At 55.2% G+C, this 20,899-nt stretch carries 15 protein-coding genes; 3 read left to right on the forward strand and 12 right to left on the reverse strand.

Annotated features, from left to right (window positions below; translation table 11 throughout):
- Both WF513_RS15465 and WF513_RS15470 read left to right on the forward strand, forming a co-directional pair.
- Window positions 1-801 carry a universal stress protein gene (locus tag WF513_RS15465; protein WP_339080295.1) on the forward strand — a complete coding sequence of 267 codons (801 nt, stop codon included), beginning with the start codon at window positions 1-3 and terminating at the stop codon, window positions 799-801.
- Between the two features lie 68 nt (window positions 802-869).
- Entirely contained in the window at window positions 870-1,676 is an 807-nt protein-coding gene (locus tag WF513_RS15470) for a transporter substrate-binding domain-containing protein (protein ID WP_339080296.1), read from the forward strand.
- A gap of 12 nt (window positions 1,677-1,688) precedes the next feature.
- Here WF513_RS15470 and WF513_RS15475 read toward each other — a convergent pair whose 3' ends face one another.
- The 12 genes from WF513_RS15475 to WF513_RS15530 form a co-directional block, all read right to left on the reverse strand.
- Complete coding sequence (locus WF513_RS15475; RefSeq protein ID WP_339080297.1) at window positions 1,689-2,462, reverse strand: ParA family protein; 774 nt, start codon at window positions 2,460-2,462, stop codon at window positions 1,689-1,691.
- Window positions 2,463-2,574: 112 nt separating this feature from the next.
- On the reverse strand, window positions 2,575-3,642 hold the full coding sequence (gene hemE / locus WF513_RS15480) for a uroporphyrinogen decarboxylase (protein ID WP_339080298.1): 1,068 nt from the start codon (window positions 3,640-3,642) through the stop codon (window positions 2,575-2,577).
- 293 nt (window positions 3,643-3,935) lie between these two features.
- Window positions 3,936-5,354 carry an FAD-dependent oxidoreductase gene (locus WF513_RS15485; RefSeq protein ID WP_339080299.1) on the reverse strand — a complete coding sequence of 473 codons (1,419 nt, stop codon included), beginning with the start codon at window positions 5,352-5,354 and terminating at the stop codon, window positions 3,936-3,938.
- Between the two features lie 34 nt (window positions 5,355-5,388).
- On the reverse strand, window positions 5,389-9,837 hold the full coding sequence (gltB, locus tag WF513_RS15490; RefSeq protein ID WP_339080300.1) for a glutamate synthase large subunit: 4,449 nt from the start codon (window positions 9,835-9,837) through the stop codon (window positions 5,389-5,391).
- A 226-nt stretch (window positions 9,838-10,063) separates the two neighbouring features.
- Window positions 10,064-11,644 carry an AAA family ATPase gene (locus WF513_RS15495; protein WP_339080301.1) on the reverse strand — a complete coding sequence of 527 codons (1,581 nt, stop codon included), beginning with the start codon at window positions 11,642-11,644 and terminating at the stop codon, window positions 10,064-10,066.
- 10 nt (window positions 11,645-11,654) lie between these two features.
- Window positions 11,655-12,758, reverse strand: coding sequence for a 3-dehydroquinate synthase (gene aroB, locus WF513_RS15500; RefSeq protein ID WP_339080302.1), 1,104 nt, complete (start codon window positions 12,756-12,758; stop codon window positions 11,655-11,657).
- 51 nt (window positions 12,759-12,809) lie between these two features.
- Window positions 12,810-13,328 (reverse strand): shikimate kinase AroK, encoded by a 519-nt coding sequence (gene aroK / locus WF513_RS15505; RefSeq protein ID WP_339080303.1) that lies wholly within the window; start codon window positions 13,326-13,328, stop codon window positions 12,810-12,812.
- 4 nt (window positions 13,329-13,332) lie between these two features.
- Window positions 13,333-15,420 carry a type IV pilus secretin PilQ gene (gene pilQ, locus WF513_RS15510; RefSeq protein WP_339083613.1) on the reverse strand — a complete coding sequence of 696 codons (2,088 nt, stop codon included), beginning with the start codon at window positions 15,418-15,420 and terminating at the stop codon, window positions 13,333-13,335.
- A 55-nt stretch (window positions 15,421-15,475) separates the two neighbouring features.
- Window positions 15,476-15,994, reverse strand: coding sequence for a type 4a pilus biogenesis lipoprotein PilP (gene pilP / locus WF513_RS15515; protein ID WP_339083615.1), 519 nt, complete (start codon window positions 15,992-15,994; stop codon window positions 15,476-15,478).
- Between the two features lie 2 nt (window positions 15,995-15,996).
- Complete coding sequence (gene pilO / locus WF513_RS15520; RefSeq protein ID WP_339080304.1) at window positions 15,997-16,620, reverse strand: type 4a pilus biogenesis protein PilO; 624 nt, start codon at window positions 16,618-16,620, stop codon at window positions 15,997-15,999.
- A complete protein-coding gene (pilN, locus tag WF513_RS15525) occupies window positions 16,617-17,189 on the reverse strand; it encodes a type 4a pilus biogenesis protein PilN (protein WP_339080305.1) in 573 nt (190 codons plus the stop codon). The genes pilO and pilN overlap by 4 nt, the downstream gene beginning before the upstream one ends.
- On the reverse strand, window positions 17,189-18,253 hold the full coding sequence (locus tag WF513_RS15530; protein WP_339080306.1) for a pilus assembly protein PilM: 1,065 nt from the start codon (window positions 18,251-18,253) through the stop codon (window positions 17,189-17,191). The genes pilN and WF513_RS15530 overlap by 1 nt, the downstream gene beginning before the upstream one ends.
- Before the next feature lie 181 nt (window positions 18,254-18,434).
- Here WF513_RS15530 and WF513_RS15535 point away from each other — a divergent pair, with 181 nt between their 5' ends.
- Window positions 18,435-20,852 (forward strand): penicillin-binding protein 1A, encoded by a 2,418-nt coding sequence (locus tag WF513_RS15535; protein WP_339080307.1) that lies wholly within the window; start codon window positions 18,435-18,437, stop codon window positions 20,850-20,852.
- Window positions 20,853-20,899: the final 47 nt, after the last annotated feature.

Genomic DNA, 20,899 nt, shown 5'->3' on the forward strand with positions numbered 1-20,899 from the left:
ATGCCCAACCATATCTTGATTGCCCACGACCTGCGCGACACTGCCGATATGGCGCTTTGTCGCGCTGCGCAGTTGGCTAAACAGTTCAACGCGAAACTGACTCTGCTGCACGTGCTAGATCCGAACAAAAGCAGCCAGGAACACGACCAAACCAAGCAAGCGCTGGACCGCAGCCTCAGCAAATATGCACCCGTCGGCACTCAGTTGTTAATCCGTAACGGCAGCAAGCCTTCTGACACCGTGTTGCAACAACTCAGTGAGCTGGGTTGTGACCTGCTGGTGCTCGGCGGCCATCATCAACGCCATGACTTCTTTTCCGGCACCAGCCTCGACCACATCGCGCGCAACTGCCCAGTGCCGCTGCTCTTGGTCGCCCGCAATGACTCGCGCCCGTATGAACGCGCTCTTGCGGCAATTGATTTCTCCCTCTGTGCCTGCAGCGCCTTTGGTCAGGCCTACCGGCTGCTGCCAGAAGGTGCAAACCTGCACGCCCTGCATGTGTTTGAGCCAGATAAGGGCACACCCAAACAAGTCGAAGAACAATTGACCACGCAGAAAGCTCTGATCAACCAATTACTGGAAGATGAAGCACTCAACCTACCGGAGAAAGGCCCAAGTCTCAGTCATTCGGTAGAACAGGGCGGTATCTTGCGCAACCTGCAAGCCCACCTGAAAAGCCACAATACTGAGCTGTTGGTGCTCGGCAGCCATGGCCGCAGCGCCCTGTCACAAGCCCTGCTCGGCAGCCTCGCACAACACTTCTTGCACAAGGCACCTTGCGACATCTATGTAGTGCGGTGAGGAATGACTGCGTGGGCTTGTAAGCTTCCTATACTGCTCATCAGTTGAAGCTTTCTCGCGTGATAGCCATGAATACACCGATCAAAACCAATCTAAACCGAGCGCTAACGCTGCTCGGTTTTTTTGTCTGTGTATTCGCAGTATCTACCGCGCAGGCAAAACCCCTGAACATCTCGACAATCGACATACCTCCCTTTGGTATGTCGCTTGGGGATGGCCGGCCGGGCGGCATCATGTATGAGATCAGCAACCGCATCGCAGTTCAGGCGGGTTACACATCACGTAATACGCTGACGCCCTATGCTCGCACGGTGATAGAGCTTAAACATGGGCGCACCGACTTCGTATTGCGTTTCGACAACGATGACCTCGGCGAAACAGCTCTTAAAGTGGCCCCCATATTCCCGCTGAGGGTGATTGTGGTTGGTGCTGCGGGCACTCAACTGAACACATTTAAAGATATGCATGGCTTGCTTATAGGGGTTATGCGCGGTGGCCGTTTCAACGACAAGTTCGCCGCAGACAACGCCATCGGCAAATACCCCATTAACAATTATGCCCAAGGGTTATCAATGGTGCTGAGTGGTCGCTTGGACGGCCTTATTGGCTCTGACCTTGGTATTTACAACGTAGCCGAAGAGATGAAGCTGTCTCAGGCTCAGCTCTCTCAGCCCCTGGTATTGGGCGAACAATACTTCTGGCTATTCTACTCACGCAAAACAGCCGACACGCAAACGTTAGACCGACTTAAACAAGCGGTTGAACAGTTACGTGCGCAGGGCGCGTTTGCAGAAATTGTGCAGCGCTATACCCGAGTCACATACTTACCAAATGGATTTACGCTCCCTAAACCACCTACCCCGCCGGGGCTTTAATACAGGGAGTCGTTACGGTGCAGCGTTTAGCAAATCATGCAATTCGATAAACTGCTGGGTCAGTTTGTGGCTGCGATCCAAGTAGATCAGCGGCATGCATGCTTGATGCGACTCGCGCATTTTCACTGAACTCATCAAATTGACCGGTAATACCGGCAGGCCCTCAGCGACCAACTCATCAAGCAACTGCTGCGGTAGCGTAGCGCGCGGCTGGAATTGGTTGACCACAATGCCTTCAACTTCAAGGCCTTCGTTATGGTCTTCCTTTAGTTCCTCGATTTCCCTTAACAGCCCATACAAGGCTTGGCGCGAGAAACTGTCGCAGTCGAAAGGAATGAGCACACGGTCCGCCGCGATCAACGCAGAAACCGTATAGAAATTCAGGGCAGGCGGAGTATCAAGGTAAATCCGCTCGTAGTCCTCACTGAGGTCTTCGAGCAGTTTTCGCAGCTTGTTGATCTTGTGCTTTTGTTCAAGCTTGGGCTGCAAGTCAGCCAACTCGGCAGTGGCGGTGACCACATGCAGGTTTTCAAACGGCGTTTCATAAATATCCACACTGCCTTTCTTGCCAAAGGGCGCAGACGACAGCGTGTTCTTGAAAAACTCAGCAATGCCCATTGGGATGTCATCGCCCGTCAGGCCGGTGAGGTAATGGGTCGAATTAGCCTGAGCATCAAGGTCAATCAACAGCGTGCGATAACCCTGCGACGCGCTGACGGCGGCCAGGTTGCAGGCAATACTGGACTTACCCACCCCGCCCTTCTGATTAAAAATAACGCGCCGCATAAAACACCTCCCTGAGTCATTAATGCTTGGATTCTAGGCAAAGCGTATGGCGGGCGTAAGGCTTATGCTCTGCCGGTCGCAGGTAAACCGCAGCTTTACGCCAACCACCTACTCAGCAGTGATACTGCGCCGACAACTCATGCACCGCCTCGAAAAACGCGCCAGCATTGGCGGGGTTTACTTCCGGAGTGATGCCGTGGCCGAGGTTGAACACCTGACCGCTGCCATGGCCGTAAGAGGCAAGGATGCGTCCGACTTCAGCGCGGATTGCTGCAGGGTTGGCATAGAGCACACTCGGGTCCATGTTGCCTTGTAGCGCGACCTTGTCGCCAACACGGGCACGAGCGCTGCCGATATCGCACGTCCAGTCCAAGCCCAAAGCCTCGGCGCCGGTCGCGGCCATAGACTCCAGCCAAAGACCGCCACCTTTGGTAAACAAAATTACCGGTACACGGCGGCCATCGTTCTCACGAATCAAGCCGTCGACAATCTTCTGCATATAGGCCAAAGAGAACTCCTGGTAAGCCGCCGCCGACAGCGAGCCGCCCCAGGAGTCGAAAATCTGCACCGCTTGCGCGCCAGCTTTGATCTGCCCGTTGAGGTAGGCGGTGACTGACTGCGCCAGTTTATCGAGCAAGGCGTGCATAGCTTGCGGGTTGTCGTAGAGCATGGCCTTGGACTTGCGGAAGTCCTTCGACGAGCCGCCTTCGACCATGTAGGTGGCCAAGGTCCATGGGCTGCCGGAGAAGCCGATCAGCGGCACACGGCCATTTAGCTCGCGGCGAATAGTACGCACCGCCTCCATCACATAACCCAGGTCCTGCTCTGGATCAGGGATCGGCAGGGCCTCGATATCAGCCATGCTGTTAATCACTTTGCTAAAACGCGGGCCTTCGCCGGTTTCGAAGTACAGCCCTTGGCCCATGGCATCAGGGATGGTCAGAATGTCGGAGAACAGAATCGCCGCATCCAGTTGCGGGTAGCGATCTAACGGCTGCAAGGTGACCTCGCAGGCGAGCTCAGGATTCTTCATCAATTTGACGAAGTTACCGGCCTTGGCACGAGTGGCGCGGTATTCCGGCAGGTAACGACCGGCCTGGCGCATCATCCATACCGGCGTGACATCGACAGGTTGCTTGAGCAGGGCGCGAAGGAAACGGTCGTTCTTCAAGACGGTCATGGCTGCATCCGACAAAAAGTAGGGGCACCTTGCACGATGAACCGACCGCACAATGGGGGGAGTCCACCGCCCATAGGCGAAGAAGTTAGCCATTGTCGCAAAGCGCATAACAAAAGGCACGGCGAGTGCCGTGCCTTTTGTTTATTGCGACGATTTGCCTCGGGCCAACTATTAGCGCTAAGCGTTAGGAGCGAAGGTCAGTGCGACGCCCGCTCCTGCGGGCCAACTGCATTCCCAACATCCATGTGGGTCACAAGGGGCAACGCAGCATGGCGCGCGACGCCCGCAATAGCTTAGACGCCGAGGTAGTCGAGGATACCTTCGGCGGCGTTACGCCCCTCGAAGATGGCCGTCACCACCAAGTCAGAACCACGGACCATGTCGCCACCGGCGAAAATCTTCGGGTTGCTGGTCTGGTGTTTGAATTGGCTCTGTTCTGGCGCCACTACACGGCCCTGACTATCGGTATTGATGGTGAAGTCAGTGAACCACGCCGCCGGGCTTGGACGGAAGCCGAAGGCAATCAGCACGGCTTCCGCCGGGATGATTTCCTCTGAACCCGGAATCGGCTCAGGGCTGCGACGGCCACGAGCATCAGGCTCACCCAAACGGGTCTCGACCACTTTGACGCCCTCAACCTTACCTTCACCGACGATGGCAATGGGCTGGCGGTTAAAGAGGAATTTCACCCCTTCTTCCTTGGCGTTCTTCACTTCTTTGCGTGAGCCCGGCATGTTTTCTTCGTCGCGGCGATAAGCGCAGGTGACGCTCTTGGCGCCCTGACGGATCGAGGTGCGGTTGCAGTCCATGGCCGTGTCACCACCGCCAAGAACGACAATGCGCTTACCCTTCATGTCGATAAAGTCTTCCGGGGCTTTTTCAAAACCAAGGTTGCGGTTGACGTTGGCGATCAAGAAATCCAACGCATCCGTCACCCCCGGCAGGTCTTCACCCGGGAAGCCGCCTTTCATGTAAGTGTAGGTACCCATGCCCATAAACACGGCATCGTACTCAGCCAGCAGCTGTTCGATGGTGACGTCTTTACCGATCTCCGTATTCAAGCGGAACTCGACGCCCATGCCGGTAAACACTTCGCGGCGATGACTCAGCACGGTCTTTTCCAGCTTGAACTCGGGAATACCGAAGGTCAGCAGGCCGCCAATTTCCGGGTTCTTATCGAATACCACCGGGGTGACGCCATTGCGTACCAGCACGTCGGCGCAGCCCAAGCCCGCGGGCCCGGAACCGATCACCGCCACGCGCTTACCCGTCGGCACCACGCCGGACATATCCGGACGCCAGCCCATCGCGAAGGCCGTGTCGGTGATGTATTTCTCCACCGAACCGATGGTCACCGCGCCAAAGCCGTCGTTAAGGGTGCAAGCCCCCTCACATAAGCGGTCTTGTGGGCACACCCGGCCGCAGACTTCCGGCAGGGTGTTGGTCTGGTGGCTCAATTCGGCGGCCGCGAGGATGTTGCCCTCAGCCACTAACTTCAACCAGTTGGGAATGAAGTTGTGCACCGGGCACTTCCATTCGCAATACGGGTTGCCGCACTCCAGGCAGCGATGCGCCTGGTCAGCCGCTTGCGCAGGCTTAAAGTTGTCGTAGATTTCGACGAACTCTTTCTTACGCTGACGCAACAGCTTCTTCTTCGGGTCTTTGCGCCCGACTTCGATGAACTGGAAGTCGTTATTCAGACGTTCAGTCATTGCAATACCTCATCAAACCACTTCAGGCGCATTCTTATTGCGGGTCGGCACGGGTGCTGGAGAGTAACGACTTCAGGCTTGCCGCCTTCGGTTTGACCAGCCAGAACTTGCGCAGGTAGTCGTCCAGATTTTCCAGCAGGTTCGCGCCCCACTCGCTCGATGTTTCCTGGACGTACTCAGCAAGCACGCGCTCCAGGTGAGTGCGATAAGCCTCCATCGACTCATTGTTAATCCGCTGAATTTCCACCAGCTCGTGGTTTACGCGATCATAAAAGCTGTTGTCCAGGTCAAGCACGTAGGCGAAACCGCCGGTCATACCCGAACCGAAGTTGTAACCGGTTTTGCCTAGCACGCAGACAAAGCCGCCGGTCATGTATTCGCAGCAATGGTCACCGGTGCCTTCAACGACGGTGTGCGCGCCGGAGTTGCGCACGGCAAACCGCTCACCGGCGGTGCCGGCGGCAAACAACTTGCCGCCTGTGGCGCCGTACAGGCAGGTGTTACCGATGATGGCGCTGTCCTGGGTCTTGAACGGGCTACCTTTAGGCGGGGTAATCACCAGCTTGCCGCCAGTCATGCCCTTGCCGACGTAATCGTTGGCATCGCCTTCTAGGTAGAGGTTCAGGCCGCCGGCGTTCCATACACCGAAGCTCTGGCCAGCCGTGCCTTTGAAACGGAAGGTAATGGGTGCCTTGGCCATGCCTTGGTTACCGTGCACGCGAGCGATTTCGCCGGAAACACGAGCACCAATTGAACGGTCGCAGTTGCAGATATCCAGCGCGAACTCATTGCCGCTGGCCGCATCAATCGCCGGCTTGGCCATTTCAACCATTTTCTCGGCCAGCAGGCCTTGGTCGAATGGCGGGTTGCGCTCAACCTGGCAAAACTGCGGCTTGTCGGCTGGAATGTGATCGCTGCCGAGCAGCGGCGTCAGGTCCAGATGGCCTTGCTTGTCGGTCTCACCCGGCAGTATGTCGAGCAGGTCGGTGCGACCAATCAGCTCTTCAAGGCTGCGCACGCCCAGCTTGGCCAGCCACTCGCGGGTTTCCTCAGCGACGTAGGTGAAGAAGTTCATCACCATTTCGACAGTGCCGATAAAGTGATCCTTGCGCAGCTTGTCATTCTGCGTAGCGACGCCGGTGGCGCAGTTATTCAGATGGCAGATGCGCAGGTACTTACAGCCCAAGGCGATCATTGGCGCGGTGCCGAAGCCGAAGCTCTCGGCGCCGAGAATCGCCGCTTTAATCACATCGAGGCCGGTTTTTAAGCCGCCGTCAGTCTGCACCCGCACCTTACCGCGCAGGTCGTTACCGCGCAGGGTTTGGTGAGTCTCGGCCAGACCAAGCTCCCACGGGGCACCGGCGTATTTGATCGACGTCAGTGGCGAAGCACCGGTGCCACCGTCGTAACCGGAGATGGTGATCAGGTCTGCATAGGCCTTGGCCACACCGGCCGCGATGGTGCCAACGCCGGCTTCCGCCACCAGCTTGACCGACACCAGTGCTTGCGGATTGACCTGCTTAAGGTCATAGATCAGCTGCGCCAAATCCTCGATGGAGTAGATGTCATGGTGCGGCGGCGGCGAAATCAGGGTCACGCCGGGCACGGCATAACGCAGCTTGGCGATCAGGCCGTTGACCTTGCCACCCGGCAACTGACCACCCTCACCGGGCTTGGCGCCCTGAGCGACTTTGATCTGCAGCACTTCAGCGTTAACCAGATATTCCGGGGTCACACCAAATCGGCCAGTGGCCACCTGTTTGATCTTCGAGCTGCGCACGGTGCCGTAGCGGGCAGGGTCTTCACCCCCTTCACCGGAGTTGGAGCGCGCGCCCAAGCGATTCATTGCTTCGGCAATCGCCTCGTGGGCTTCCGGGGACAACGCGCCGAGAGAAATACCGGCAGAGTCGAAGCGCTTGAGAATCGACTGCAGCGGCTCAATCTGATCCAGAGGCAAAGGCTGATCAGCCAGTTTCAACTGCAACAAGTCACGCAGCATCGATACCGGGCGGGTATCAACCAGCGTGGTGTAATCCTTAAATTTCTCGTAGCTGCCTTGCTGCACAGCCGCCTGCAGGGTACTCACTACATCCGGGTTGTAGGCGTGGTACTCACCGCCGTAGACGAACTTGAGCAAGCCACCCTGTTGGATTGGCTTGCGAGCGTTCCACGCCTCAACTGCCAGCAACTTCTGCTCCGCTTCAATATCGACGAAACGCGCGCCCTTGATGCGGCTGGCCACACCCCGGAAGCACAATTCAGTCACATCATCGGCCAGACCAACGGCTTCAAATAACTGCGCACCCCGATAAGACGCGACGGTGGAGATACCCATCTTCGACAGGATCTTCAACAGGCCTTTGGAGATGCCTTTGCGGTAGTACTTGAAGACTTCATACAAGTCGCCCAGCACTTCGCCGGTGCGAATGAGGTCACCCAGCACTTCGTAGGCCAAGAACGGATAGACCGCCGATGCGCCGAAGCCGAGCAGCACGGCGTAATGGTGCGGATCGCGAGCGGTGGCAGTCTCGACCAGAATATTACAGTCGCAACGCAGGCCTTTCTCGGTCAAGCGGTGATGGATTGCACCGGTCACCAACGAAGCGTGCGCAGGCAGTTTGCCCGGTGCGATCTCACGGTCAGACAAGACCAACAACACCTTACCGGCGCGCACCGCTTCTTCAGCCTGGTCGGCCATGTTACGAACGGCCGCTTCAAGCCCCAGCGATTCGTCATAGTTCATGTCGATAAAATGACGTTCAAAACCTGGGCGATCCAGGCTCATCAATGCGCGCCACTTGGCCGGTGAGATCACCGGACTGCTGAGAATCACTCGCGCAGCATGCTCGGGCGATTCTTCGAAGATATTGCGCTCGGCACCGAGGCAAATCTCCAGCGACATGACGATGGCTTCACGCAGCGGGTCGATCGGCGGGTTAGTGACCTGGGCGAACTGCTGACGGAAGTAGTCGTAGGGTGAGCGCACGCGCTGGCTAAGCACGGCCATCGGCGTGTCATCGCCCATGGAGCCGACGGCTTCCTGGCCCTGCTCGCCCAACGGACGCAACACTTGATCACGCTCCTCGAAGGTGACCTGGTACATCTTCATGTACTGCTTGAGCTGAGCCTGGTCGTAGAACGCCGAACCGTGGTCGTTATCTTCCATGGTGGCCTGAATACGCGTGGCGCTCTTGCGCATCCATTGCTTGTAGGGATGACGCGACTTCAGCCGGTTATCAATGTCATCACTGCCGAGGATCTGCCCGGTTTCGGTGTCGACTGCCAAGATCTGCCCGGGGCCGACGCGGCCCTTAGCCAGCACATCTTCAGGCTGATAATTCCATACGCCAATTTCTGAGGCGAGGGTGATGTAACCATTCTTAGTGGTTACCCAACGCGCTGGTCGCAGCCCATTGCGGTCGAGCAGGCAGACGGCGTGACGACCGTCGGTCAACACCACGCCAGCCGGACCATCCCAAGGCTCCATGTGCATGGAGTTGTATTCGTAGAACGCGCGCAGGTCGGCGTCCATGGTCTCAACGTTCTGCCAGGCTGGCGGAATGAGCATGCGCACGCCACGGAACAGGTCGATGCCACCGGTGACCATCAGCTCGAGCATGTTATCCATGCTGGATGAGTCGGAGCCCACGCGATTGACCAGCGGGCCGAGCTCATCCAGATCAAAAATCTGATCGTTAGCGAACTTCAGGCGACGGGCCTGCGCCCAGTTACGGTTACCGGTGATGGTGTTGATTTCACCGTTGTGCGCGAGAAAGCGGAACGGCTGCGCCAGCGGCCACTTCGGCAAAGTATTGGTGGAAAAGCGCTGGTGGAATACGCAAATGGCAGTCTGCAAGCGCTCGTCACCCAGATCTGGGTAGAACTGCTGCAGATCGGCCGGCATCATCAGGCCTTTGTAGATGATGGTCTTGTGCGAAAAGCTACAGATGTAGTGGTCGCTGTCTGCCGCGTTAGCCACAGACGAACGGCGACGCGCACTGAACAGCTTGATCGCGAATTCACGATCAGACAGGCCTTCACCGCCAATGAACACCTGCTCAATTTGCGGCAGGCGCTCAAGGGCTAGGCGCCCGAGCACACTGGTGTCGATGGGGACTTTGCGCCAGCCAACCAGGGACAGGCCAGCGGCCAGAATCTCGCGATTCATGTTCTCGCGAGCGGCTTCTGCTTTCACCGGATCTTGGTTGAGGAAGACCATTCCCACGGCATACTGCTTGGGCAGCTCAACAGCAAAATGCTGTTGCGCCATGGCCCGCAGAAATGCGTCGGGCTTCTGAATCAGCAGACCACAACCGTCGCCGGTCTTGCCGTCGGCGTTAATCCCGCCACGGTGGGTCATGCATGTCAGGGCTTCTATCGCGGTCTGCAGCAGGTGATGGCTAGCTTCACCCTGCATGTGGGCGATAAGGCCGAAGCCGCAGTTATCCTTGAACTCATCAGGACGGTACAAACCTGCTTTCATATGAACCCTCACCAGACGGCCTTTTTCAAGGCAATTACTTTCTAATTCAATAACTTACCGATCGCGCAGGGCTATGCCCCGGCTTTGTGCAGGCGAAAGGGCAGACATTGTACATACCAGCCCAGATCGCCACAAACCACAATGACGTAAAAGTGAAAGCTTATGTCGCTAAAGTGAAGGATAAAACTGGAAGGTCGTGAGCCAGACCCACCAGTCATTATCCCTGTCAGCGCGCCCGTGCAATCTCTTGCTGAATCCCCGCGAAATTACGCGGCCACGGCTTATTCGCCTGAACCTTGGCGGGTAACGAACGCAATGCCGCCTGCGCTGCGTCGCGACTGGTGAAGCTGCCGTAGGTAACCACATACAGCGGCTTACCTTGGTGTTGCTTTTTGAAATAGTGGTAATCCGCACCGTGGGTTTTTACATACGCCTGGGCCGCAGCCTCCTGGCTTGCCCCCAGTATTTGCAAAGTGAAACGCGAACCCGCCTGGGTCGCATACCAACCACCCGACGCAACCGCTTTAACGGGCGCAGTAGGCGTTGCAGCTGTCGGCTTGGGGGGCGGCGTAACGGCTGCTGGGACCGGGGCAACCGGCTTGGCCGCTGGGGCAACTTGGGCCAAGGGCTGGCTTGGTGCAGCCACCACAGGTACAGCCGGCGCTACGGGCACACTCGGCGGCAGCGCTGGAGTCCTTTGCGGCGCTGCATTCGCCGCTGCCGAGGTGCTGGCAACGTCAGCCTCTTCCGTGCCACTCAACCCTGCCGCTTGAGCCAGCGGCTCACGAATAACAGGCTGCGCTTCGCCCACCAACGGCAGGGGTAACGGTTGGCTTGCTCCCTCAAATTGAATCGCAGGTGCAACCGCTGGCGCGGCAGACTCACCCACCACGGCAGGCGGCACACCCTCTCCAAGCGGCAACTGTGCAGTCACGGGCGCATTAACATCCTCAATCTCCCGCCCCTGCATAAACCAGGCAGCAAGAACCCCCACAGCAACCACGCACAACGCCAGCAAATGCTTGCGCGGCAAGCTGAAAGACAAGCCGCCGCGACTCACCGCACTGCGCTGCGCCAGCATTGCTTCAACCAGCGACTCACGTGCCACCTTATTGATTACACCCGGCCAACCTGCCGATTGCTCATAAATATCGGCGACTTGATCATCGCTAAAGACTTCAATCCCTTGCGCGGCGCCCTCAAGACGCTGAACCAGGTATTCACGTGTTTCTTCCTCGGTATAAGGCTGCAACTCGATGACATGAAAGCACTCATCGCCTGCGGCCAACTGCTCAAGGCGTGGCAATAGTTGTGAATCGGCAAAAAGAAATACATGCGGACGGCCTTCCGCATTGCCCACTGCGAGGCTTAGCAAGCTGGTCAGCGCGGCATCACTAAGATCTTCTGCATCATCAACCAGCACATAGACTTCCTGCCCGGTCAGTACCAGCTGTCCGACCTGACTCAGAATGGCCCCTAACTCAGGCCGCTGCACCTGTAAGCCCTGCGAGACCTGGCGCAAGATGCTGGCGGGGTCGGAGGCACCTTTTGCCGAGACCACCACACTCTGCACGGCCTGCTTGTTGGTGCTTGCGACTAACGCCTGGCGCAGCAACGTTTTACCACTGCCTTCCGGGCCGCTGACCACCAACAACAGCTGACTGTACCGGGCTAGGTGGTGCAACTGCCCAAGCACTGGCTTACGCTGCGCTGGAAAGAACTTGAACCCTGGCACCCGCGAGGCAAAGGGGTCATGAGTGAATTGGTAGTGATCGAGAAACGCCTCGTCAGCATGCAAACTGGTCATGGGACACTCATTAATTTTTAAGCAAAGCCAGCTGGGCCGCATAGTCTGCGTTCAGCGTAGCGTTCAAAATTTCTCGGGGGAAATCACCGGTTACAACCGCATCGCCCAAGCTGCGCAACAGAACCAGACGCAACTTGCCATCAAGCACTTTTTTATCGACCGCCATATGTTCCATAAAATGCTCAGCCGTCATATTTGCGGGAGGCACAACGGGTAAGCCCGCGGCGATAAATAACCGCACGACTCGCTCGCGCTCAGCCTGAGTAATCCAACCCAAACGTTCGGACATATCCAGCGCCATGACCGTGCCAGCCGCAACCGCCTCACCATGCAGCCAGGCACCGTAACCCTGATGTGTCTCGATAGCGTGGCCAAAAGTGTGTCCAAGATTGAGCGTGGCACGCACCCCCGACTCTCTCTCATCGGCCGCAACAACCCGCGCCTTGGCTGCACAAGAGTGAGCAATTGCAGCGGTCAGGGCTTCTTGGTCAAGTGCACGCAATGTCGGCATATGCGCCTCAAGCCAAGACAAAAATGGTTCATCACAAATCAAACCGTACTTGATCACCTCGGCCAAACCTGCAGACAGCTCGCGAGCGGGCAATGTTGCCAGCGTCGAGGTGTCAATCAGCACCGCTTGAGGCTGGTAGAACGCCCCCACCATATTCTTACCCAGCGGATGATTAATACCCGTTTTACCGCCCACCGATGAGTCGACTTGCGACAGCAGGGTTGTCGGCACCTGGATAAAGTTCACGCCACGCTGGTAGCAGGATGCTGCAAACCCGGCCATATCACCGATAACACCGCCGCCTAAGGCAATCACCGTGGTACCACGATCATGCCGCGCACCAAGTAACCCGTCGAAAACCAGTTGTAGCGTTTCCCACGTTTTGTAACGCTCGCCATCAGGCAAAACCACAGACGTGACGACGTGGCCGGCGAGTGACCGCTCAAGCGCGGCTAAATATAAAGGGGCGACTGTCTCATTGGTGACGATAGCGACCTGCCGGCCGCCGATATGCGCAGCCAGCAAATCAGCACGATGCAACAGCTCAGCACCGATGTAAATCGGGTAACTGCGTTCACCAAGATCGACATGAAGAGTCTGCATAAAGCCCCCAAGTTGCAAAGGGAGCTAGGATAACGCAGTTCGGCCTGCGCTTTAACGGGGAGAAAGCGCTTCTAGACGCTCAAGGATCTCTTGCACAACCAAGCGCGGGGGGCGCTCATCCGTTTCAATGACCACATCAGCAATTTCACGGTAGAGCGGATCACGAACTGCAAACAACTCGGCCAATACCTTAGCTGGATCTGCCGAGCGCAACAGAGGACGATTACGATCACGCGAAGTACGGTCTACCTGCTGCTCAACCGAGGCATGCAGATAGACCACCTGGCCGCCTCGACGGAGCGCGAGGCGATTTTCGCTGCGCATTACCGCACCGCCACCCGTGGCCAAGACCATACCGTTGACATCACAAAGTTCTTCGATGACAGCCTGCTCACGCTCACGAAAACCCTGCTCACCTTCAACATCAAAGATCCAAGGAATATCCGCACCCGTACGCTGTTCGATCTCTTTATCAGAGTCTTTGAACGGTAACCGCAACTCTTTAGCCAACAAGCGCCCGATGGTGCTTTTACCAGCACCCATCGGGCCAACGAGAATCAAGTTTTGCACTGAATCAGCGACTCACCGCAACTGCTTGATTATTCATGATGCGGGGGGTCAAGAAAATTAGCAGCTCTGACTTGTTGTCTTGAACGATATCGCGACGGAACATGCGGCCTAGATAAGGTAGGTCACCGAGGAAAGGAACTTTTTCAACGCCTTTGGTTTGTGTATTAGAGAAGACCCCACCAAGCACAATGGTTTCACCATCGCTCACCAGAACCTTAGCGTTGACTTCGTTCTTGTTGATTGGGGGCACTCCGTTGAGTGCGCGCGCAAAGTCAGGCGCATCCTTAGTAACCTTAACTTCCATGATAATTCGGTTATCTGGAGTGATTTGAGGCGTAACCTCAAGGGACAAAGCCGCCTCTTTGAATGAGGTCGTACTGGCACCGCTAGAACTAGCCTCTTGGTAGGGAATTTCAGAACCCTTGAGTATTTTGGCTGTCTCTTTGTCAGACGTAACAACTTTAGGCTGAGAGATAATTTCTCCGTTTCCAGTCTTCTCCATGGCTGACAACTCAAGATCAAGAATTGTGTTGTCTGTAATAAAACCAATACCTATTCCAGAGCTTGCACCTTCAACACCCATGTCAACAAAAGACCCTAGAGATGTAGTTGGGTTCTGGGTTCCGGGATTTTGTCCGAAACCGGGTGCGCCAGGACGATTCCCACCACTCCCGCCTACTACGAAATTATTATCGCCAACCCCCGCACCGCGCCAGTTAACGCCTAACGCTTTATCATAATCAACATTGGCTTCCACTATTCGCGCTTCAATCATCACCTGCCGCACGGCTACGTCAAGCTGCGCAATAATACGACGCAGCTCATCAAGTCGCTCTTGAGTTTGGTAGGCAATAATACTGTTGGTACGATCATCAACAGTTACCGAGCCTCGCTCGGCTATAGCACCATCGGCACTGGTCACAGACTGGAATAACTGAGCCATGTCGGAGGCTTTAGCGTAATTAACTTGTATAAGCTCGCGGCGCAAAGGCGCAAGGTCTGCAACTTGCTTCTTAGACTCAAGCTCTTGACGCTCACGTGCAGCTATCTCATCAGCTGGCGCAACCAGCAACACATTACCGACTTTCCGCTTATCCAAACCTTTAGTCTTAAGCACAAGATCAAGAGCCTGATCCCATGGCACGTTTTGCAAGCGCAGCGTGATGTTCCCAGCAACCGTATCGCTGGCAACCAGATTCAGATCAGTAAAGTCTGCAATTAACTGCAAAACAGAGCGAACATCAATATCTTGGAAATTGAGAGATAACTTTTCACCGGTGTAGGAGAAGCTATCAGCCTTGCGCTGCTCCGCTTCGTCTTGAGTTAGCGGCTTAACGCTAATAGTAAGCTTGTTATCGGTCTGGTAAGCCAAATAATCATAGACGCCGGTAGGCTCGATAAGGATGCTGGCTTTGCTAGCGGTGCCTGTCGCGCTGACAAACTGAACAGGCGTAGCAAAATCCTTAACATCCAGCTTTACCCTTAGCGACTCAGGTAATTGCGTGCCTGCAAAATCCAAGCGGATTTTACCGCCTTGATCTTGTATGTCAGGACTAATCGAGGCATCAGATAGAGTAATTACAATATTACCCTCACCCAACTCGCCACGCTGAAAATCAATGTTACTTATCGCGTTGGCTTGAGGTACATATTTTTTTGCCGCCACAGCAACTGGAGCAGGTGCCAGCGAGTTACTGGCGACTGCATTACCACCGCCCTCACCCACCACTATAAAAATGCTATTGCCTTCCGAGCGCGTGTTGTAAGGCGATAAGCTAGTCAGGTTCACAATAAGACGCGTCCGGTCTTTCGCTTCAACAACAGTGACGCTTCGTGCATTGCCTACACCTAATTCTCTGGTCTTGGCCCCCAACTTGTTGGTCACGCCCGGTAGGTCAAGGGCTATACGCGCGGGCTGCTCGATTGTATAACCGCGAGGCGCAAGAACAGGTTCGTCGAATGTGAGCTTCAACTCAACCCGATCTCCCGGTAACGCAGAGACATCAAGCGTTTGCAGGTCTGCAGCCATAAGGGATGGCGAGACGAGTGCCGCTAAAAGGGAAAGGCCTAAAAAAGAGGGCAATATGTTCATGACCACATTTCGCTGAGCAGATTGGTTATTTTTTTTCATATTTACTCCGCTCTAGTTAAGAGCGCTCCTTAAGGGACAGACTGCGCGGCCGCTCTAACCAACCACCTTCGCCGTCTGGAACAATTTCCATTACGTCGACTCTTGACTCATCAATAGCAAGTATCCGGCCATGATTACGGCCAAGATAGTCGCCAACCCTGACCCGATGCACACCACCGGCACCACTAACCAGAGCAAAAGCGCCAGCATCATTGGCCAAGGTGCCAACCATTACAAAGGTTTCAATATTGAAGCCTTCGAGGAATTGTTTCGTGCGCGCTTCGTCAGGCTTCACATCTTTAGAGCCTTTTTGCCTATCTGCCATCTCCAACTTAACTGGAGGCTGGAACGGGCTTCTCAACGCAGCAGCGCTGTACGCAAAACTTTCGTAGGGCTGGAATTTTGGCAGTGGTTCAATTTCCCCGTTAGGGCGAGCGCGCACCTCGTCCATAAATGCTTGCAAGTCTGAGAAATCACCACGCCCATCACAACCAGAAATAATCAACACTGTCAGAAGTAATACAGGCTTTAAAATTTTCACTGCGCCTCCCCCTTATCGTTATAGCGATAAGTTTTGGCCAAAATGCTCATGCGCAACTTAGATGAACTGTCATTACTGGCCGGGACAAGGTCAAAATCGTGCAAGGTTACAATTCGTGGCAGGCTTGCAACGCCGCTCACAAACGTCGCTAAATCATGGTAAGCCCCGACGACCGTGATCTGGATTGGCAGCTCTATATAAAATTGCTGCGCAGCTTCAGGCAGAAGTTTGATTTCTTCAAACTCTAAACCGCTTCCCAAGCCAGTACGGGTTATATCTTCAAGCAACCCAGGCACTTCAGTGTCACTCGGCAACTGCTTCAAGAGCGCACCAAACGAAACCTCCATCTCCTGCATTTGCTCTTTATATGCAGCCAAGTTTGCAGCTTGGAACGCTTTGCTTGAGAACTGCTCCTTCAGAGTAATCTCTTCCGCCTGCTTACCTTCTAAGTTGGCCTGAAGATCTTTGAGGTGGAAGTTGTAACCTAGGGCAACAACAATCACCAGCAACAACGCTCCAGCAATAAACTTTACTGCAGCAGGCCAGGAGCCGACATTATTAAAGTCAAGATCACTTAAATCAATTTTCCGCAGACTTTCTAGGGAATCGTTTAGGCTCATTGCTTAGCCCCCTCTGCCGCGAGGGCAGGCTGGGTCTGCTGCACGCTCAATTGAAAGACATTAGCCTGATCAACCGCACCCGCTGTCACAGACTTGACTTCAGTGAGGTTTGACGCAGTCAGCCACTCAGATGAATCTAAGTTACGCATCAGGTTTGATACGCGATTGTTAGATTCAGCTGCTCCCACAATAGCTATATTTTTGGCAGTCATTTTCACGCCAGTGAAATGCACGCCGTCTGGCAATGTGCGAACCAACTGGTCGAAGACTCGACCGATTATCGGGCGATTACCCTGCAGGTCTTGAATAATCTTCATCCGCTCAAGAAGCTGCTGGCGACGAGTTTTAAGCTCACTGATTTCTTTAATACGAGCATCCAACACAGCAATTTCTTTACGAACAAATTCATTGCGCGCATTTTGCTGCTCGATTGCACCATTAAGGTATTGATCACCCAAAAAAACAGCGCCCGCCGCAACTATAAAAACACCCGCAAGGGTTACAACGAAGCGTTGCTTACGCTCTTCGCGTAACTGCTCGCGCCAGGGGAGTAAGTTAATCCGCGCCATTAGTCGAAACTCCTCATCGCCAGACCACAAGCAATCATCAAGGCTGGCGCATCACTGGCAAGCGCGCCTGCATTGACCTTGCTACTCAGTGCCATTTCAGCGAATGGATTGGCGACCAATGTCTGGGTGCCTATTTTCTGTTGGATCAGACGATCTAGATCTGGGATTGACGCAGTACCGCCTGCTAACAGGATGTAGTCGACGTCATTGAATTGGCCGGCGGCGAAGAAAAATTGCAGGGAGCGAGCTACCTGCTGCACCACCGCCTCTTTAAAAGGCTGTAGCACTTCGCTGTCATAGTCATCCGGTAAACCGCCTTGCTTCTTGGCAAGACCGGCCTCCTCAACGGATAAACCATAACGCCGTTGAATTTCTTCCGTTAGTTGCTTGCCACCGAATAACTGCTCGCGCGTATAGATAGTGCGACCGTTGTGCAGCACGCTGAGGGTGGTCATGGTTGCGCCGATATCTACAACCGCAACAGTCAGCTCATCGCGACCACCACCCAGCTGCTCGGCTAGCAGACCGTAAGCACGCTCAAGGGCATACGCCTCAACATCAACCACTTTTGCAGTCAGGCCAGCAAGCGCTAAAGCGGCTTCGCGAACCTCGACGTTTTCCTTGCGGCAAGCGGCGAGCAGTACTTCAACGCGCTCGGCGTTGCGGGCGGATGAGCCCTGCACTTCAAAGTCGATTGCCACTTCTTCTAGCGGATAGGGGATGTATTGGTCAGCTTCGATCTTCAGCTGATTTTCCAACTCATCGTCAGAAAGCCCTGCTTCCATCTCAATGGTTTTGGTAATCACTGCTGAACCGGCCACCGCCACCGCCACGGTTTTTACACCGCTCTTGGATTTGGCGAGCACGCGCGCAAGCGCTTGGCCAACACCCTCCAATTCGGCAATGTTTTTTTCGACCACCGCGTTTGGCGGGAGCGGCTCGACTGCGTAAGCCTCTACCTTGTAGCGGCTTCCGGAGCGGCTCAATTCGAGGAGCTTGACCGAGGTCGAGCTGATATCGATCCCGAGTAGCGTATTCGCTTTCTTATTGAAGAGCCCTAGCACGACCGATTTCCTATTGGCATCCGCGACTTACGGACTGTTTATGTTTTTTCACATTAAATAACAGTCTTGACAGAAGCGCAAATGGCTACCCGGCAAAAATAACGCTTATAATGTGATCAGTTTTTCTCTTTTAGCCTTGCGCTTCGCTTAACCCGTTCTTTTATTTGGAAATCCAAAAATCTTGATCCGTCTTTTGCGTTTTCTTTGCTGGTCTTGCCTCGCCGTTTTTTGTGGCCTGGTACTCAGTTTCAGCGGGGCCTTTCTCTATCTTAGCCCTAGCCTCCCATCCGTCGAGTCCCTGCGCAGTATTCAGCTGCAGATTCCCCTGCGGGTTTACAGCAGTGACGCCAAATTGATTGCTGAATTCGGAGAAATGCGCCGCTCACCTATAGCGTTCGCCGATATCCCCGAAGATTTTATCGGTGCATTGCTTTCCGCTGAGGACGACAATTTCGCAAACCATTATGGCGTCGACCTAAAAAGCCTGATGCGCGCTGCAACGCAAATCTTGAAAAGTGGGCAAATCCAAACGGGTGGCAGCACCATTACCATGCAGGTGGCGAAGAACTATTTTCTCACCAGCGAGCGCAGCTTCTCCCGCAAGATCAACGAGATACTTTTAGCGCTACAAATCGAACGGGAGCTCAGCAAGAACGAAATTCTTGAGCTTTATGTAAACAAAATTTACCTAGGTAATCGCGCCTACGGCATCGAAGCGGCTGCACAGGTTTATTACGGTAAATCTATACGTGAGACCAGCCTAGCCCAAATGGCCATGATTGCCGGCCTACCGAAGGCCCCTTCGCGCTTTAACCCGCTAGTCAATCCTTCACGCTCAATGGAGCGGCGTGACTGGATTCTTGGGCGTATGTTCAGCCTTGGCCGAATCGACAAACAACGTTATGAGGCGGCGCTGGCCGAGCCAATTAATGTGAGTTATCACGTGCCGACGCCTGAACTGGTTGCCCCATACATTGCCGAAATGGCCCGCGCTGAAATGGTCGGGCGCTATGGCGGCGAGGCGTATACCGAGGGCTTCAACGTGACCACCACGGTGCCTAGCGGCCTGCAACAGGCTGCTAATAATGCAGTCCGTGAAGGCCTGATTACTTACGACCAGCGCCATGGCTACCGTGGCCCGGAAAGTCGTCTTCCGGGCATGACCCACGAAAATTGGTTGAGTGCGTTAAATCAGCAGAAGCTCCTTGGCGGCCTTGAACCTGCAATTGTCACAAGCGTTGAGAAGAGCGGCATCATGGTTCTGCTGCGTAACGGCGAGGAACATGCCGTCGCTTGGGACAGCATGAAATGGGCGCGACCCTTCCTTAATACCAACAGCATTGGCCCACGACCGCAGCAACCCGCCGATGTCAGCCAAATTGGCGACATGGTCCGCGTGCAGCTCCAAGAAGATGGCAGCCTGCGCTTTGTACAACTACCCGCCGCACAAAGTGCGCTGGTATCGCTTGACCCAAACAGCGGTGCAATTCGCGCATTGGTGGGCGGCTTCTCCTTCGAGCAGAGCAACTACAACCGCGCTGCACAGGCTAAACGGCAACCTGGGTCGAGTTTCAAACCGTTCGTTTACAGCGCCGCGCTGGACAGCGGCTACACCGCCGCCACCTTGGTCAATGATGCACCGATGGTGTTTGCTGAAGACGATCTGTCGCAGGTGTGGCGACCGAAGAACGATAACAACACCTTCCTCGGCCCGATCCGCTTACGCGAAGCCTTGTATCGCTCGCGCAACTTGGTTTCGATCCGCCTGCTGCAAGACCTGGGCGTCGACAGCACCTTGAGCTACATCGAGCGCTTTGGTTTTGAGAAAAAGGACCTGCCGCCTAACCTGTCGCTGTCGCTGGGCACCGCCAGTCTGACGCCAATGGAAATTGCCGAGGGCTGGAGTGTTTTTGCTAGCGGCGGGTATAAGACCGAGCCTTACCTGATTGAGCGCATTGAAGACCGCACCGGCAAGCAACTGTTCAACGCCAACCCCGCGCAAACACCAACCGGCATCGCATTGCGCGCCGAGCAGAGCACCGCGTCGCAGCTGAATACTGGCGGAGCTCCAGCTGTTTCTGAACCGATACTGGCTGAGCAGGTTATCGATGAGCGCACGGCCTATATCATGACCAGCATGCTTCAGGACGTGATCAAGCGTGGCACTGGCCGCCGCGCCATGGCCTTGGGCCGTGACGACCTAGCAGGTAAAACCGGCACCACCAACGAATCCAAAGACAGCTGGTTCTCCGGCTACAACGCCGATTACATCACCACGGTCTGGGCTGGCTTTGATCAGCCAGAAAGCCTTGGTCGGAATGAATATGGTGGCACCGTGGCCCTGCCGATCTGGATGAGCTACATGGCTGCGGCACTCAAGGACAAACCCAGCCACCTACTCGCAGAACCCGAAGGTATCCTGACCCTGCGCATCGACCCACACAGCGGTCGGGCGGCGTCGGCTGATACACCTGACGCCTACTTCGAACTGTTTAAGAGCGAAGACTCGCCACCGCCCATGGGCGAATTTGAACCCGGCACGTATATCCCCGGCAGCCCACTGCCGGCTGATGAGGTCGCACCAATCGACCTGTTCTAAGCGGTGAGCAATTAAGCGCCCGCCACTTGATACAGGCAAATTAGTGG

This window comes from Pseudomonas sp. TMP9 (genome assembly GCF_037943105.1).
Lineage (GTDB): Bacteria > Pseudomonadota > Gammaproteobacteria > Pseudomonadales > Pseudomonadaceae > Aquipseudomonas.